This is a genomic window from Pedobacter miscanthi, assembly GCF_032678605.1.
GTDB classification, from domain to species: Bacteria; Bacteroidota; Bacteroidia; order Sphingobacteriales; family Sphingobacteriaceae; genus Pedobacter; species Pedobacter miscanthi_A.
On the sequence record NZ_JAVTSU010000005.1, the window covers coordinates 173,337 to 188,470 of the forward strand.

Here is a 15,134-nt window from a genome sequence, read left to right on the forward strand (position 1 = left end):
TGTTTAAAAGTTGGTTAAAAGAGCTAAAGAGAATGTGGGGGTGATATATGATTTTTCATAACCGCCCGCGCCCAGGCTATAATTATACCTATTGAGGCCTACCGTGTAGAGATTAGAAGCCTGTGCTTTTAGTTCCAGATGATTTAGCCCGATCTTCTTAATGAAATTTGACTGGTCAAAATTGTAGGAAACAATCAGGTCCCCAAGGGTAATGTAATCTCCATGTACAACATATTTGTCTGCAAAATTGTAGGCGTCACGGGCATTTTGGTTATTGAAAAAACCTGCAAGCCCCATCACATCTGTTTTTAGTTCATCTCCAGGTACCCTCCAGTAGCTTCCTGCGCCTTCCAGCGGTCTGTTTACACTCGGATTAGGTCTCGGTACCCTTACTTTAAAACCTCCGTAATAATTAATAGTCGCCTGGAAATAAAAACTACCAATATCTACCCTGTTGGTCAAGCCTGCAAAAATAGTCGGTATGGAAGATCCTGCATATCCAACGATTCCTGAAGTGTCACTTCTCAATGCAATTCCGGTTGGTGTATTATCGCCTAAAGTCTGCGTGTCATAGATCTTTCCACCATTACCCGATACCAAAGGATACCCCTTGTTATCAAGACCTACATAGTTATAGGCAAACATGGCGCCTACAGGATAGTTTTTAACATAGCCAAGCGCAGCAAGTGTGGAAGGTCTGGAATCTGAAGCCTGGTAAACGTCAAGCACTTTACTGGTATTCCTGGAAATTGCCAGGGCAGTATTCCAGTTTACCTTCGGGGTCGAAATCCAGTCTGCGTTCAGACTTAGCTCAAGACCCTGGTTATTGATTGTTGCCTGGTTGATCAGGGTAGGGCTGACGCCTATGGTCGGGTCGATCACAGCATTTCCCAGAAGATCTGTGCTTCTTTTGGTATAATACTCTAAAGCGCCCCTTACGTTTTTGAAAATGGTATAATCCAGCCCGATATTTACATTTTTCGTCTGCTCCCAGCGAAGACTGCTATTTGCATAGGAAAGTAGCGTTAAGGCCTGAGTGGTAGGGGTAACATAATTGCTCAGAACACTTCGCGCAATAACTTCCGGAAGTGATAATTTGGCGACGTTACCATTAAAACCGTAAGAAGCACGTAGTTTAAGTTTATTGACCCAGTCTACACCATCCATAAAACTTTCCTTATCAATATTCCATCCCGCACCTACAGACCAAAGCGGTTTGTATTTATATTTCGGATTGGTTCCAAAAAGGTTTGACTGATCTATACGCGCGCTTGCGGTAAGGGTATAAGTATTTTTAAAAGAATATGTGAAGGTTGAATAGCCCGATAGAAACCGGTCTTCGTTATATTGCTGATTAAAAAAGTTGTTAAAATTGCCCTGTCCCTGTAATGGGGAACCCAATTGAAAACTGCCTGTCACAGCTCCCGTACTGATTGCCGAGAAATCAACTGGCTGAAGAAGCAAAGATTCATCATTATAACCAAAATAAGATGATGTATTCCCTTTATTGATCAAACTTCTTACCTCTGCTCCTGCGATAACGCTAAAAAAGTGGTCATTTGCAAAAGTTCTATTAAAGTTCAGTTGGGTACGTGCGGTATAACTTGTGGTGGTTGTCCCTTCCTGATTTAAATATCCCCCAACCGGTATATTATATTTCAAGGTTCCATCAGGATTTTTTACCGCATAACTATTAATGTAATTTATTGTTTCCGAAGAGCGCTCAGAAGCACTGTGCCTGAAATCTGAACGCGAGTTTTCATAAACCCCACCGAAGGTAAGATCGAAACCTCCGCCAATGTTGTAAATGAAATCAGCTTTGAAGCGGTTATTCACGATATGTGTTTTGTCAGAGATCTCGTTTACATCAATCAGCGGATAATATAAATTATCGGCAAGCCCTTGCGCCATCAGCGATCGGTTATAATAAGGTGAAATGCTTCCGCCAAGAATGTAGGTAGGATTTCCGTTTACGTCCTGATAGTGCTCAAAAGATTCTGTGGAGGTTACTCCGGGAACAGGTGCGTTGTTCATACGCTGCTCCTGGTAATCTGTTGTAATATCCAGAGATAGGCGTTTAGTAAACTTTAAGAGGCTACGTGCAGAGATCGAGAACCTGTTATCATTGTTGTTTATGGCAGTCGCACGGTTACCTGTATAATTTGAGCTGATGTAATAAAGCGCATTTGGACTTCCTCCCGAAACATTAAGATTATAGGTTTTTGTAAATGCATTCCGTTGGAATAGGTCGCTATATTCTTCTAAATTATCATATCCAGCCAGTCCGGCGAAAGAACTTGCTGCCTGTGCGGGGGTAATGATATTTGCTGCTGCCTGAGCAAGTAGATAGTATATGGGAGTGCGCCTCGTAGATCCACCCAGTTCTCCGCCTCTGGCCAATCCTGCCCAAGTACTTGAATTTACGCTGGAAGCTAATACAGACCTCTTATAGTCTACTGCAATAGCGGAAGCATCATCCGCCCACCTGTACCGGCTGTAGTTCTCTTTTGGGGTAAGGGCGGTAGTTGCCCTAAATGTAAATTGCGCCTTACCAGCAAGAGGGGTTTTTCTTTCAATAACGATTACCCCGTTTGATGCCCTAACACCATATACTGTAGCTGCGGCAGCATCTTTTAAGATAGTTACCGATTTAATTTCATTGGGATCTATAAGATCAAGAGTGAGTTCTGTTGGATATCCATCGACGACAATCAATGGGGTTTGATTGGCTGACATCGTAGAAATTCCACGGATGTTGAATAGCGGTCTGCTCGATGCGTTTCCACCTGGAACTGTGCTGTTAAATAGAACACTATTATTGATCATTAGACCAGGCAATTTATTGACAAGTCCGTCGAGGAAATTGGTGCTGATCCTTGATTCATACATTTTGGTACTTAACTGCGAGACGGCACCTGTGCTCTGTTCTGGCTTGATACGCTGATAACCAGTATTTATACTAACAGCAACTTCGTCCAAATTGCTGCTGGACATGCTCAAAAGTATTATGCCCATATTGCTCGTCGCGGGTATTTCTCTAGGTTTATAACCAATAAAGCTGATCATCACAATTGAATTCTCCTCGACGCCGGGTAGGATAAAGGATCCAGTGGCAGTTGTTCTGCCGCCATGGTTCGTACCCTTAATAATAACATTGGCTCCGGAGAGTGACTTGCCGGAAGCAGAATCTACAACCTTCCCTGTTATTGTAATTGGAGTAAAAGATCCCGCGTTGACAGGTCTTAGCGGCGGTTTCAGCCTGGGCGTAACTACGACTGACTTATCCCCAATGCTGAATTCCAAAGGCTGATCGGAAAAAATTTCTTTAAGTACCGCATCTAGTTCGGCATTCTTAACATCTATTGTTACTGGTTTAGTGCTTTTAAGCAATGATGTGGTATAAAGAAAATCATAACCTGTTTGCGAACTGATCTTATTAAAGACCTGGTCGAGTGTTATGTTTTTTTCTTTAAGTGTAACCTTTTGGGCTAGGGTAGTGGCGCTGACCTGTAAAATAATTGCTGTCAGAAGAAGTGCAGTTAACTTCATAATCATTAGCATTTTTTTTATACAGCCTTCAGGCCGCACAAAAATTTTAGGGTAAAGTTTGTACATTTGTTTAGGATGGGTTTATACGTTGCACCTCTTCATTTTCAGATGGTTCAGGTGTTACGCGTTCCTTAAATAGTTAGTTTGATTATTTGGAGATCCATGTTTAGGTCATTCCGGCTCGACCCCGGAATGGCTTTTTTTATGGAGTATTGATTCGTAGAATTATTGCCTCACAGTCACCCTCCTTCCTTTGACTTCAAAATGAACGGCCCCTGTTTTTTCAAGCATTTTCAACGCCTGGCTTATGTTTTTGTAACGGGAGATTTTTCCGTTGAATCCTTCGCCTGAAATTGGGCCCTGATAAGAAACGTCAATATTATACCAGCGTGACAGTTTTAGCATAACGCTTCCAATATTTTCGTCTTTGAATCTGAAATAGCCATTTTTCCAAGCAATTGATTCCTCTGTGTCAGCCTGACTGATTGTTATACCCTGGCTGTTAAGAACAGCTTGCTCACCGGGGCTGATGGTTTTTGTTTGATTTGCACCACTGATCCGTACGGATCCTTCAATCAGGGTTGTCCTGATGTTTTTTTCATCTGCATAGGCGTTAATATTGAAATGGGTTCCCAGAACCTCCACGATCTGTCTGCCAGAAACGACGCGGAATGGCTTTGCTGCATTATGCGCCACTTCAAAATAAACTTCCCCAGAAATTTCCACCTTACGCTCCCTGCCATTAAAGCTAGTTGGGTATTTGATGCTCGAACCTGCATTCAGCCAGGCATTTGTCCCGTCAGATAGCGTTAAGTGGTACTGGCCGCCCAGTGGGGTGTTAACTATGTTATAACTAATATCAGAATGAGATGATTGGCCTGATGCTGTTTTTTCATAAGAGATGTTTCCATCGGAGGTCTTCATAACCCTGACGTCGCTAAGTTGCGCCAAACTGCCATTTTTGGCTTTTGTAAGGACGATTTTTTTTCCATTGGCAAGAGTTAATATTGCATTATTGCCGCCTGGCGCAATATCATTAGCCATTATTTCAGCGATGGGATGTGTTTTCTCTCTTGTGCTAAGATAAAATCCACCGATACCAAGTGCAATTGCAATTGAGGCGGCAGCTGCTAAGCGTGGCCATCTAAAAGCCTTTTTTTGATGTATGTTGCCTTTCTGGACTATTGAAGAGTAAAGCCTTTTTTGCAAATACTCCCGGGTATCTTCTGTATGGACCTCCAGGACATCCCCGAAGCTGCCATACCATTTATTGAACTCTGATTTTTCTTCCTCGCTAATACTGCCGTTCCGCCACTTTTCTGCAAGAAAATAGATTCGTTCTGATGGATTTGAATGGTGCATAGTTGGCCTGTTTGTTATATAGCCAAATAAAAATCAATACACCCTACCTCTTTTTTAAGAAATCATTAAATTAATGTAAATATAACGCTCAATCGAATCAAAAAAGCATTAATTATTGCTTCAGGTTTGGTAAAGTTAACAGCGCTAATATAAAAAGTGGGCCAAATTTGGACTTCAGAACTTTCAATGCGTGGGTTACATGCTTTTCGACTGCTTTTTCCGAGATGTTTAATTGCTCAGCGATCTTTTTGTTCGTAAAGTCGGTTTCTCTGCTCATCCGGAAGATTAGCTGGCATTTTGGAGGGAGTGAACTGATTGTATTTTCCAACTGCCGTTGTAGGGTCTCTAGGTCAAATGCTATATGCATCGTTTCTGCATAACTGGGATTTTCCTGTACAAAGGCACTGTTGCGCTGTAGCTCCCTTGATCTTTTAGCCAATCGATTGATCACTTCGAATTTTACAGCTACAGCAAAGTAATTGTCAAAACCTACCTTTAACTCAAAGCGTTCCTTGCGTTTCCACAGATTAAGAAAAATTTCCTGTATAGCTTCCTCAGCTTCATCAATATTTCCTAAACGTTTACCAGCGACAACCAAGAGTTTGTCCCAGTATTTTTGATAAATCATTTTGAACGCACCCTCGTCGCCAGTCTGTAACAGTGCTGCAAGTTCCATATCGGTTTGGGTGGTGTACATGATCATGTTCGGTTAACAAATATAATGATTTAAATTAATAGTACCTGCTATCTTCAGCTCATCTGAACGTGAGCTGGAATTCCTATTCTAATTGTCCTCAATATTATATCATGGGCCTTTTGGAGCAATTTCACAGCGGAGCAACATATTGCTTATACAGTTTGAATCTGTATGTCCTGGTAGACATTTTTAGGATAACTGTTGTCAGCTCCTTTGTTTTTTTCTAAAAGCGTAATATCAGGTGGTGTTTGTAATGAGTTCACTCAAAAGGTAGGGTAGATCGGATACCGTTTGGCTAAAGAATAGGTAATGACCTCTGATTAGGTACCCAGTAAAAAATAAGGATCTGTTTTTAGGCTAAACTGGATCTATACTGAATTAAGAACGGTGACTTATATAATAAAACTAACCATTAAACTATGGCAGACATGTCATGGTGGTATATTTTATATAGCTGGGTGTGGACTGCCCTTGATAGAGATTGTTTCATTAAAAATACAATATATCCTCCTAGTTTAAATAGCGATGGATTTCCAATGAAAATGAATACACATTTTGAAACCCTTACAAAGCATCTGATCGGCTTTGCAAACCTGAATGAAAACGATGTATCTGAAAGCAGACCATTGTGGAAACTGAAGAAAGTCGGTAAAGGTGATTGCTTTAATATGAAATACATGGTATGGAGTGAGATAGGTCTGGTAGTAATGGGGATTTTTAGGGTTTACATTGTTGATGTGGATACAGGATTAGAAAAAAACCTGTATTTTTTTTCAGAAAATCAGTTCCTGGTATCTTTCCGCAGCCACATAAGTCAAAAAAACTGCAACTATTATATTCAGGCAATGGAAGAGTCTGAAATTATCTATATGGCCTATGGGGATCTTGATACGCTTTATCAGACGGGTACAAAATGGGTTATGTTCGGAAAAACTCTGGCAGAGCTGTTCTTCAAGTATTCTCAGACCAGGACCGAAGAGCTTCTCTTTATTAAACATGAAAAACGTTTTTTGCGTCTTTTGGAAGAACACCCAAATATTGTTAACCGTATCCGTGCTTACCATATTTCCTCTTATCTAGGCATCACAAATCCATCGCTAAGCCGTATCCGCAAGCGGATTAACCGTTGAGTACAGGAGAAGAAATTAACTTGACTATGCCGATTAATAAAACATTTAAACTGCCATTGAAATATCATTAGTCTGACCTTTCAAATATTGGTTTTTATTATCCTATTTGGCGGGTATTATCCAGTTGATTAAAATGTAGTTTGGTTGCTTATTAGAAATTATAGTAGAATAGTTGTGCAAGGGGGATGTACCGGTCGGGTCATTTGTGCCAAATTCTGCTAAGTTACCTTTCAATCGTGAAATTGCAGGTCAGCTCCCAGTTTGAGAACGAATAATTTAGGACAATTTTCATCTATTTCTGGATTCACAATGCCTTCAATTTTTTAACGGGAAAAATGCTGTTGAAGAATATCGTCATTTTTTGGTCTCAATTAACTTAAGTGAAAAACGGGCAATGCATTATCTGCGAACTTTATTGAATACAATAATCGAAGCATTCAATAATGAAACCATCAGTTCAGTCCAAGATCTTTAACACAGGCAGGGAAAACCAATATGCAAAAGCTCCGCCAACGACATATTTGCTATATGGCGCCTTATTTATATTTTATGTCATTGTATCAATTATACTGTATAAGGCACCACAATTAATATCGGCATACGTGTCTTTTTCACTTGATATAAATACGTTCAATGCGGGTATAGTAACACTGACTCTGGTCAGTAGATTTCGTGGCCTTTTATTTTTGACGGTCAGCATCTACACGAAGAAAAAATTATAACTTATCATTTACATACTAAATGTTCTCTCTCATTAACTTCAACACTTCGCACCATGAAAAATAATATCAATACTATCCCAAACCTCTCTACAAAACAAGTCTCTCTTCAAAATCTGTTGGATGAAGATTGTTCACGCCAGGCAGATGGATTGTTATGCCAGGGGAATGAAAACCCTGTTAATCGGAATGATAATCATAGGGAAGAAAAAAACCTTGGAATTCTATTTCTTGACATAAGGAACTCTACAGGTCTGCTCCAGGCCGGCAATGAGTCCCAGGCTGTGGACCTTCTTAACAAGGTTTTAGACTTATTCAGTAGGGTGATCGTTGGTTTCGGAGGAAGAGTGGTTGATCGTACGGGAGATAATCTGTATGCCGTATTCGGTCTGCACAGCACTATTTCCCAAGCTGCAAATGTTGCCTTTGAATCAGCTAATATGCTTTTTGAACTGCTTGTACATGTGAACAAACAATATTATAACGCCCGTTTTGGTAAAGACCTGCGCATAGGTATAGGTATCCATGCCGGACGGGTGATCGTTGATCATGGTTCGGGATTTTCTGCAATGGGCTTGGCGGTCAACCTTGCTGCCAGGTTACAGACAGAAACTAAAAATGCGAATAACGATCTCCTTCTATCCGATGATTTTTACAAATTACTTTTTCCGGAAAAGATCCAGGGGCATTGGGAACTCCGTGAAAACGTGCAGTTAAAGGGAATTGAACAGCCACAAACTATTTGGCTTGCTGGATTGCCGTATTTAGGCCTAACCGATAAAAGCGATGAACCAGATGATCTGCTGTTCTGGCTTTCTGTTGCGGGATAACCTAGCACAGGGCACTAATGTAAGGAAACCTATCGGCTCCTTTCAGTATCAACATTGTTCGTTTTTAACTTAAGTGAAAAATGGTAAGCATTGTCTTACCGAAATTTACTTACTAACTATTAATAGATATGGAATATTATGATGCCATAGTGATCGGTTCAGGTCAGGCCGGATCACCTTTATGCAGGCAACTGGCCAAAGCTGGTAAGAGAACTGCTCTCATCGAAAAACGATTCATCGGTGGAACCTGTGTGAATGATGGGTGTACGCCCACCAAAGCCATGATAGGGTCCGCAAAAGCTGCTTACCAGGCTAGACATTCGGATCAACTAGGTGTCTATGTTGAAGGCATTCGTATTGATATGAAGAAAATCAGGGACCGTAAAGATGAACTCGTTCTTAGCTGGCGCAATGGTGGACAGGCTGCAATTGAAAAAACCGAAAATCTTGATCTTTTCTTTGGGGAAGCGTCCTTTACAGGTCCAAAATCCATCAAAGTTAATCTAAGTGACGGTGGAATGATGGAAATACAGGCTGATTTGATTTTTATCAATACTGGTACCACACCATTTATACCCGAAGTGGACGGCCTGGAAGAAGTAGGATACTTTACTTCAACAACATTACTGGATACCGAAACGGTACCTGAGCATCTGCTCGTGCTCGGAGGCAATTATGTCGGACTGGAATTTGCTCAGATGTTCCATCGATTCGGTAGTAAAGTATCGGTTCTGGAACGTGGAACCAGGCTTCTTGCCCGGGAAGACGAGGATATATCACAAGAGCTGAAAAAGATATTATCTGATGAGGGACTTGACCTTTACACAAATGCTCAGGCGGTAAAATTTGAACGGCAGAGCGGGCAAATTAAGGCAAGCGTTGCTGTGGAAGGAATTGAACAGGAAATAATATGTTCCCATGTTCTTGTTGCTACCGGTAGAAAGCCGGCGATTGCTGCACTTGATTTACACCTGGCTGGTGTTCAGTTGGACAGCAAAGGGTTCATTATGGTAAATGATAAGCTGGAAACCAATGTTAAAGGGGTTTATGCTCTTGGCGACGTAAATGGCGGTCCTGCATTCACCCATATTGCGTATAACGATTATGTTATTGTATACCAGAATCTTTTTGAAGGGGCCGATTATACCACAGCGGAAAGGGTTTTGCCTTACTGTATGTTTACCGATCCCCAGCTTGGACGTATCGGACTGACTGAAAAAGAGGCACAGGACCAAGGCTATAATATAAGAGTCGCCAAAATGCCGATGACGCTGGTAGCGAGGGCAGTGGAGACCGGACAGTCTCTTGGTGTAATGAAAGCAGTAGTAGATGCTGACAGCAAGTTGATACTTGGCGCCGCAATATTGGGAGAGGAGGGGGGAGAGATTATGACCGTCCTGCAAATGGCGATGGCGGGGGGGATAACCTATGATAAGCTAAAGTATTTTATCTTTGCCCACCCGACCTTCTCGGAGTCATTGAATAACTTATTCATGAAACTGGAAGATTAAGATCAGATATCCTGTTATTGTGGGATGATTAGGGTATGTATAGTTTGACCAGACAATGAAGATTTAGGCAATTGTTTTGCTTAAACCCTTAAATTATCTAGGATAGCCTATTTTTCTTTCCCAATTCCCTTTAATGGGGATTATGCAAAAACCAATTCCATTTTTTATAAACCGAATTCCTTTTAATATGAAAATAATTTTTTGCTTTTTTACCCTCGCAATGATCGTTGCTGTATCTGGCTCAGCTGGGGCACAGTCAGTATCTGCTAAACCGCTCACAGTTCTTGAAATCAATAGAAAGATGATAGACTCATTGGACAATAAGATTATTGAAACAATAGCCCTAAGAGAAAAATTAGTTAAAGAGATCGGAGAATATAAGGCCAAGAATAAAATCCCTGCGCTACAGGCCTCACGCTTTCAGGAGGTTCTGAAAAATGCTGTGAAGGGTGGAATACAGCAGGGACTATCTGAAGAATTTGTTACTGAGCTCATGAATGCGATTCATAGCGAAAGTCTTAGGATCGAAAGAAGCGCTGAAAAAAAGTCGAATTGATTTATTTTCACGATCGTCAGCCGGCAATCTCATCTTGTCGGCTGAATATTGATTTATAATTCCCAAAAGGATGGCTGTTATCTTCTGTGGAAATGAGAAAAACGGACAATGTCCAGATTTCAGCATGAAAACATTTTTTAGTGACTGTTACCAATGCTTGCCTAAACATCATAAAAACCCATGTAGGGCTTTATTAAAATCTTCTGGTTTTTCCATCATTGCTGCATGACCACATTCGTTAAAAAAGAGCAGTGAGGCCGCAGGCAATAAATGAGCGAATTCTTTGGCTACCTCAGGCGGGGTTACCCGGTCATTATCGCCCCAGATCAGTAGAACAGGCTTTTGGATACGCGGCAAAATATCTCTCACACTATGCCTTTGGGTGGCCTTGGCCGATTTTATAATTCCAATGCACTTTCGGTTATCTGAAAGTACCTCAAATACCTCTTCAATCAATTCCTCTGTTGCGTGTTTGGGGTCATGGAAAACATTCTCGATATGAGCTCTAATGTATTTCCGGTCGTTTCTTCTTGGAAAGCTGCCTATCATAAAATTTTCATATAGGCCTGAGCTTCCGGTAAGGATCAGTTTGTCGACCTTTTGTGGGTAACAGTGAGCATATAAGATAGCAAGGTGACCGCCGAGGCTATTGCCGACCATGGAAACGTTTTTCAGTCCCAATGTATCTATTTCTTTATCCAGGACCTCCACCAAAGATTCTAACAGATGATGCTGATGGCGGTCGTATAATGATAATGTGGGTACATGGATATTGTAATCATTTTTAAAGAAGTTGACCGATTCCTGCCAATTGCTAAGGCTCCCGAATAGCCCATGAAGAAAAATAATACTCTGTTTCATATGTAATCAAAGCTAGGCCTTGTATTACATCTCTTTTGTGATTTCAGTCACAAAAATTCTGTGGTTTATTGAGTAAAAAGAGCCTTGCCCTGCTAATCGCCTCCCGGCTCACATATAAGTAACGGGCGATATTGGTCAACGAGATTTTTTTTATGATCAACGGACGGTTTTCCAGCAGGAATTTATACCGCTTGACAGGGCTTTTTAGCGAGAGGAGGTACTGATGCTCAAAAGTTTTTTCGGCAAGCTCCTGATATATGCTAAGATTGACCGAAGCTATGCTCATATGCAGGTCATAAAGCGGTTGAAGCTTTTTTATGCTGAATCTTCTGATCTCTGAATCTTCAATAGCTGTGATTTTAATGACTGATGCAGATCTGCTGTAATAGCTATCGCAATTTGCAATAAAGTCATCCTCAAATGCGAAACGGATGATCTTTTCATTTCCTTCTTCATCTTCTATAGTAAACTTGAACTGTCCTGAGCATACAAAAGCAGCATACCTTGCAACCCGTCCATGATTTAAAAAGCTTTCACCTTTTTTAATTATCTTTTTTTTGGTCATACCGTCCAGAAGTTCCCACTCATGATCAGAAACTATCGGGTATTTAACCTTTAAGCTATTGTACCAGTTTGATAAAGATTGTTTCATGTTTAGTGTTTGATGATTGGTTTGTAATATTTGCAGCTGTACTAGTTTGTAATAGCTCTTTACGGCGTGTCCAAAAGTAAACGGCCACCATCACTGTCAATGCCGGTACAACTGCACCAAATTCATCCGAGTACCAAGCGGTGGATTTCTTATTAACAGTGATTGGCGTAAAGAAAGCTTGAATAAATAAATTATGGCTTGCATGCAGAAGTACTGCTGTCCAAAAACTCCCTGACTTCAGTGTGAACCAGGTGTAAATGTAGCTGGCAGCAATGACAGAGATAGTGAAGCATGTCAAACCGTACCAGACAGGTGTTCCATTATTATAGTGGCCAAAGATCAGTAATGGATAGTGCCATGCTGCCCATATCAAGCCAGTGATTAGTGATGTTGTTCCAAACCCGAACCGTTTGCTGAGCTCAGGGACCAAAAATCCACGCCATCCGATCTCCTCTCCTAGAGCCGTAGCGATACTGCTGAAAATTCCGATCACACCTTGTGCAACAAGATACAAAACAATAAAAAGGTAAGGTGGCAGCCCTTCCCAGCCCAGTTCATGGGCGATTCCTGAAACGTAGGCCTTATTATAAAAACCGCCCCAGCCTGTAGTCCAGATTATTAAATAGGCCGTCAATGAATAACCCAACGGTATCAGGTAGGCAGCAGTTAGGTAATTGGTCGGCTTCCAGCTCCAAGCTAAATCTGTGATCCTGCGGTTGAAAATTCTACAGGTAACCCATGTTGCCAGCGCAGGGCACCACATAATTCCGTAACCGTAAATGCGAGCTGCAATGCGGCCTCCATCGGGTGCGTTTAATGTCAATACCCATATAACCGAGCTGAAAAGCAGCGTGAAAATAAGAAATATGAATACTGGATTATAAAAAAGCCGTCTAAGGATATAAGGTAAATATTCTATCATATGTAACTTTAATCTGGTGTGGATTATGCAAAAGTTAACAAAATACTCTGTTTAGTTCCATTTTTTCACCATTTGCAAAACGCATGATATCTTTAACGGCCATATTATCTCCCAAGTATTGGTTGTAATAGCTATATTTTATATATCCATCATCACCGATGAGAAATTCCCCTCCCAGTACATTTGGCCGTCCCTCAGGACAAAATTTTTCCTTAAACCTTCTTTGTCCTTCTTCTGCTTTTGCAAACGCTCCCTTATACATTGAAAAGAGAATCTTTACGCTACTTAGCTCAATGTCGTACAATGTGTAAAGGTCGTATCCCGGATTTGCGATAATCTGTCCATAAAATGATTCACCATGGGTATAACGCTTTAAATTTTCTGCACTGCTCTCATAAATGGCGAGCATCACCAATCCCTTCTCCCTGAAAAAGTTTTCCATTTCCTGAAGTTCAAGAAACCGCAGGTTTGTGAACGGGCAGGCAACATGCCGATAAAATGTGACCAGAATTTTTTTTCCTTTTAATGCGCTGATGCTGACATTGTTTCCCCATATGTCTGTGGCCTGAAAGTCTGGAGCCGGTTGGTTTTCGAATAATGGCATTGTAATCTTAGTTATTGCCGGTTTGCTGTAGCTCATCGGCTGAATCAATAGTTTGTTAATTTATCACAAAGTTCGTATGTTCTGTATTCATAAATTTTAACTTAAGTTAACAGTTGCCCTTTTATTTGTTTGCTCACATTAAAAGATAGAGCCTTCGATAAATAACCACTTTGTCAAATACCAATGGATTGGTTAATCGGCAAAGATATTGTTAAATTATTTTTGTAATTTTAACTTAAGTTAAATTTCTAGCACTTTGCCTTTGCGATCTTTGATCTGATTTTACCGCTATATGCTTAAGGCGGTATGGATCAATTGAACTTATAATACCTACCATGATCGAAAAAAATGAAATCCTAACACAGTACCTTCGGAACTTTGCTGAATTAACAGATAAAGACATTTCAGAAAGCTTAACCCTCTGGAAGCCCCGAAAGATATCTAAAGGGGATTTTTTTAATATGCAAAGCATGGTCTGTAATGATCTGGGGTTGGTTGTGAAAGGAATCTTCCGAATATATTACCGTGACCCAAATTCGGACGAAGAAAAAAATCTTTTCTTTTTTTCGGAAAACCAGTTCGTTGTTTCCTTCAGAAGTTTTATCTCACAGAATCCGTGTTGGTATTTTATTGAGGCAATGGAAGATTCAGAGGTCATATTTATATCCTATCAGGACTTAAACGGACTTTATGAAACCAATCCCAACTGGGGCAAGTTCGGTAGGCTCTTAGCGGAGACTTTTTTCGCCTATGCCCAATCACGGACGGAAGAGTTTATGTTTTTCTCGAATGAAAAAAGATTTCTGAGGTTATTGGAAGAGCATCCTAATATTATTGAAAGGATTCCAGCTTATCATATCTCCTCATTCCTTGGTATCACAAACCCCTCGCTGAGCCGGATAAGAAAAAGATTAAAGGACACTCAGGTGTAATTATAAATTTTCTGATATATTCTTTTATCCCACCGATAATCAGAATCAAGCTACTGGCTAACTAATTTAATGAAACCTTGTCTTTCAATGCTGGAAGACCTGATCAGCTGGTGATATTAAACAACTGAAGGGAACCGTCCAAAAGATGGTTCCCTTCAGTTTTTCATGCAGTAGATAATTTCGGTCCGTGCCGCAGATTTTTTAGATACTAATGTTAGCTCTTTTTTGCTTGATATATTGATAAATAGAACCAGCTACAAACAGAACCAGTATGACAAGGAGTGTTTTACCAACCAATGGATCACCGGGCCCCTTAGCTAGAGGTGCGCTTAAGGGAACACGGGTAAGCGTTTCATTTACCGTAGGAATCATTGATAGAAAAAAACTGAAGGAAAGGAAAAAGTTTTCGAAATAACGTGCCCTGTTACTTTCCGCCCTTTTTTTGTTGAGGTAGAAGGCCGCCGTTACCAATATTAGTACCAATATAGATAGAATATGGCCCGGATTAAAACCGCCATGTTTACTCAATCCTAATGCGGTTAAAGACGTAATAACCGTTCCGAAAAAATAAATGTTTCCACTTTTCTTGCTAAGGTTTATTTTCCCATATTTTCCATATGATATTAAAGCTGTAACAATGGCAATGATACCGATTACGGTATGAAAAATGCCTAAATTTGATAATCCCATTTTTTTAAATTTTGTTTCCTGCAAAACTGTTCAATAGTAAAATACTTTTTTTTCACTTAAGTTAAATTGATTAAAATTGACGATTGGGTTTAATGACATGTAAATAAAATTACAATGGC

Annotated in this window: 13 protein-coding genes; 5 read left to right on the forward strand and 8 right to left on the reverse strand. The window is 40.4% G+C overall.

What is annotated here, in order from left to right; all coding sequences use genetic code 11:
- Positions 1–3: 3 nt before the first annotated feature.
- From R2R28_RS09540 to R2R28_RS09550, 3 genes are all read right to left on the reverse strand, one after another.
- The gene (locus tag R2R28_RS09540) at positions 4–3,549 is read right to left on the reverse strand and encodes a SusC/RagA family TonB-linked outer membrane protein (protein ID WP_316825449.1); all 3,546 of its coding nucleotides are present in this window, start codon (positions 3,547–3,549) and stop codon (positions 4–6) included.
- A 225-nt stretch (positions 3,550–3,774) separates the two neighbouring features.
- Positions 3,775–4,911 (reverse strand): FecR family protein, encoded by a 1,137-nt coding sequence (locus R2R28_RS09545; RefSeq protein ID WP_316825450.1) that lies wholly within the window; start codon positions 4,909–4,911, stop codon positions 3,775–3,777.
- Positions 4,912–5,023: 112 nt separating this feature from the next.
- The gene (locus R2R28_RS09550; RefSeq protein WP_316825451.1) at positions 5,024–5,608 is read right to left on the reverse strand and encodes an RNA polymerase sigma-70 factor; all 585 of its coding nucleotides are present in this window, start codon (positions 5,606–5,608) and stop codon (positions 5,024–5,026) included.
- A gap of 542 nt (positions 5,609–6,150) precedes the next feature.
- Here R2R28_RS09550 and R2R28_RS09555 point away from each other — a divergent pair.
- The 4 genes from R2R28_RS09555 to R2R28_RS09570 all read left to right on the forward strand — a co-directional run bounded on the left by R2R28_RS09555 (position 6,151) and on the right by R2R28_RS09570 (position 10,354).
- Positions 6,151–6,738: a Crp/Fnr family transcriptional regulator gene (locus R2R28_RS09555; RefSeq protein WP_316825452.1), complete on the forward strand. Its 588-nt coding sequence runs from the start codon at positions 6,151–6,153 to the stop codon at positions 6,736–6,738.
- A 775-nt stretch (positions 6,739–7,513) separates the two neighbouring features.
- The gene (locus R2R28_RS09560) at positions 7,514–8,287 is read left to right on the forward strand and encodes an adenylate/guanylate cyclase domain-containing protein (protein WP_316825453.1); all 774 of its coding nucleotides are present in this window, start codon (positions 7,514–7,516) and stop codon (positions 8,285–8,287) included.
- A 128-nt stretch (positions 8,288–8,415) separates the two neighbouring features.
- Positions 8,416–9,798, forward strand: coding sequence for a mercuric reductase (locus R2R28_RS09565; RefSeq protein WP_316825454.1), 1,383 nt, complete (start codon positions 8,416–8,418; stop codon positions 9,796–9,798).
- A gap of 187 nt (positions 9,799–9,985) precedes the next feature.
- Positions 9,986–10,354 (forward strand): chorismate mutase, encoded by a 369-nt coding sequence (locus R2R28_RS09570; RefSeq protein ID WP_316825455.1) that lies wholly within the window; start codon positions 9,986–9,988, stop codon positions 10,352–10,354.
- Positions 10,355–10,522: 168 nt separating this feature from the next.
- Here the strand turns inward: R2R28_RS09570 and R2R28_RS09575 are convergent, their stop codons facing one another.
- The 4 genes from R2R28_RS09575 to R2R28_RS09590 are packed head-to-tail and all read right to left on the reverse strand — an operon-like array spanning position 10,523 to position 13,429.
- The gene (locus tag R2R28_RS09575; protein WP_316825456.1) at positions 10,523–11,215 is read right to left on the reverse strand and encodes an alpha/beta hydrolase; all 693 of its coding nucleotides are present in this window, start codon (positions 11,213–11,215) and stop codon (positions 10,523–10,525) included.
- Between the two features lie 43 nt (positions 11,216–11,258).
- Complete coding sequence (locus tag R2R28_RS09580; RefSeq protein WP_316825457.1) at positions 11,259–11,867, reverse strand: Crp/Fnr family transcriptional regulator; 609 nt, start codon at positions 11,865–11,867, stop codon at positions 11,259–11,261.
- Complete coding sequence (locus R2R28_RS09585; RefSeq protein WP_316825458.1) at positions 11,836–12,789, reverse strand: type II CAAX endopeptidase family protein; 954 nt, start codon at positions 12,787–12,789, stop codon at positions 11,836–11,838. The genes R2R28_RS09580 and R2R28_RS09585 overlap by 32 nt, the downstream gene beginning before the upstream one ends.
- Before the next feature lie 34 nt (positions 12,790–12,823).
- Positions 12,824–13,429 carry a redoxin domain-containing protein gene (locus tag R2R28_RS09590; RefSeq protein WP_316825459.1) on the reverse strand — a complete coding sequence of 202 codons (606 nt, stop codon included), beginning with the start codon at positions 13,427–13,429 and terminating at the stop codon, positions 12,824–12,826.
- Between the two features lie 299 nt (positions 13,430–13,728).
- Here R2R28_RS09590 and R2R28_RS09595 point away from each other — a divergent pair, with 299 nt between their 5' ends.
- The gene (locus tag R2R28_RS09595) at positions 13,729–14,325 is read left to right on the forward strand and encodes a Crp/Fnr family transcriptional regulator (RefSeq protein ID WP_316825460.1); all 597 of its coding nucleotides are present in this window, start codon (positions 13,729–13,731) and stop codon (positions 14,323–14,325) included.
- A gap of 201 nt (positions 14,326–14,526) precedes the next feature.
- Here the strand turns inward: R2R28_RS09595 and R2R28_RS09600 are convergent, their stop codons facing one another.
- Positions 14,527–15,015: a hypothetical protein gene (locus tag R2R28_RS09600; protein WP_316825461.1), complete on the reverse strand. Its 489-nt coding sequence runs from the start codon at positions 15,013–15,015 to the stop codon at positions 14,527–14,529.
- Positions 15,016–15,134: the final 119 nt, after the last annotated feature.